This is a genomic window from Roseicyclus sp., assembly GCF_965662675.1.
Lineage (GTDB): Bacteria > Pseudomonadota > Alphaproteobacteria > Rhodobacterales > Rhodobacteraceae > Roseicyclus.
This window is the reverse complement of the sequence record NZ_CBFIIK010000186.1, coordinates 1-1,840: the sequence shown is the minus strand read 5'-3', so window position 1 is coordinate 1,840 and position 1,840 is coordinate 1. Positions and strand designations below refer to the sequence as shown.

Genomic DNA, 1,840 nt, shown 5'->3' with positions numbered 1-1,840 from the left:
AATAGCGCCGCCAACCCCGCGCGCCGGGCTGGCCTGCGAAAAGACCGAGCATATGGCGCGTAACTTGATGGAGGCGCCCGCCACCCGCCAGATGAGCCGCGATATACGGCAGCATGCGGCTGACGATATGATGCGCGTTTTGCGGCGCGCGCGCTTCGCCATAGATCATGGCGTCGGCCTCCAGCAAGATCGCGGCCGGTGTCTGATAGGCCGCGCGCCCGATCATCACCCCATCCATGCCGGCATCCAGATGGGTCTGTGCCTCGGCCAAGCTGGTGATCCCGCCATTGATCGACAGGTGCAGATCGGGAAATGCCTGTTTCATCGCATGCACAAGCGCGTAATCCAGCGGCGGAATATCGCGATTTTCCTTTGGGCTAAGCCCTTTGAGCCATGCCTTGCGCGCATGGATGGTAAAGCGCCTCACACCGGCCTGCGCGACGGTTTCAAGGAATACGGGCAAAACCGCCTCGGGCACTTGCTCATCGACACCGATCCGGCATTTCACCGTGACCTCCACAGGACTTGCCGCGATCATGGCGGCCACGCATTCGGCGACCAGCTTGGGCCGCTCCATCAGCACCGCTCCGAAACACCCCGATTGCACCCGGTCCGAGGGGCAGCCGACATTGAGGTTGATCTCGTCATAGCCGTAGCCTGCCGCAATCCGCGTGGCCTGAGCCAGTTCTGCCGGGTCCGAACCACCCAGTTGCAACGCCACGGGATGCTCGGCCCCATCAAACCCCAAAAGCCTGTCACGCTCGCCATGGATCACGGCTGGGGCCGTGACCATCTCGGTATAGAGCAAGGCATGCTCCGACATCTGCCGGTGGAAAAACCGGCAGTGGCGGTCGGTCCAGTCCATCATGGGGGCAACCGATAGTCTCGCTGCCTTGGTGGCTGCGTTGTTGGGCATTGAGCGTTCTCCTCGTGTGCGCCCTCTACCGGAACGGACCCGCTGTGCACACCATACGCACACGGCGTCTGTCCTGCTACCCCACCCCGTACAAAGACAGGAAGACGGCGGTGTTTGGGTAGAGGTGCCTCAAAACAGGGGGCATTGCTGAACTCTCCAGCTTCAACAAATGTTGTAATGTTGGCCGGCATCGACTATCCTCTCCCAATGCCCAGACTATCGATCGATATCTCGCCGGAAGACCACCAGAAGCTCAAGGCCATCGCTGCTCTCAAGGGGCAGAGCATCAAGGACTATGTCTTGGGTCGAGCGCTTGGCGACGTCCCTGCCACTGCCGGGATGAGCGAGGACCAGGCTTTCATGGCGCTGGCCAACTTCCTGGAGCCAAGGATCGAGCAGGCGCGGCGCGGCGAGCTTTCCGGCAAGTCCCTTGACGAGATCCGGCGCGAAGAACGCAAGCGCGCAGGGGTCTAGCCCAATCCATGCCGAGCTACGGCATGTCGTACTGCACGCAACGCCACAGTCGCGGATACGGCGATAGGCCTGCGGATTACAGCCGAACGCATGATTAACCGAGGATTAACCGCGATATGTCAGCCTGCCGAGGGTTCGCAATACCAGGCTGGGGATCACCATGTACGAATTTCGCGGCGCAACGCTTCAGGAAGCCGTTCACCAGGCGCTCCGATATCCGGCGTTGTCAGCAAAGAAGCTTGCCAAGGTGGCGGCGAAATTCGACTTCACTGCCCGCCTACGGATGGGAAACATTCTATTCGTCGGTGAGGGCAATCTGAGCTTTTCCCTGACGATGTCGCGCAAGCCGCGCGTTCCAACCTCATCGATCCTGGCGACAGTGTCCGAGGCAGAGGAAGACCTGACGGACACCGCCTACGACAATGCACGCAAGCTTCTGAAACTCGGATG

The 1,840-nt window shown here is 60.8% G+C and carries 3 protein-coding genes; 2 read left to right on the top strand and 1 reads right to left on the bottom strand.

Translation table 11 applies throughout. From position 1 onward, the window contains the following. On the bottom strand, positions 1-868 hold an 868-nt coding region (gene dusA / locus ACTG4J_RS15350), incomplete at its 3' end, for a tRNA dihydrouridine(20/20a) synthase DusA (RefSeq protein ID WP_439140602.1). A 225-nt stretch (positions 869-1,093) separates the two neighbouring features. Here dusA and ACTG4J_RS15345 point away from each other — a divergent pair. After that, a complete protein-coding gene (locus ACTG4J_RS15345; RefSeq protein ID WP_439140601.1) occupies positions 1,094-1,390 on the top strand; it encodes a hypothetical protein in 297 nt (98 codons plus the stop codon). A gap of 160 nt (positions 1,391-1,550) precedes the next feature. Further along, positions 1,551-1,840, top strand: a 290-nt coding sequence (locus ACTG4J_RS15340) for a hypothetical protein (protein ID WP_439140600.1), incomplete at its 3' end; no start/stop codon positions are given.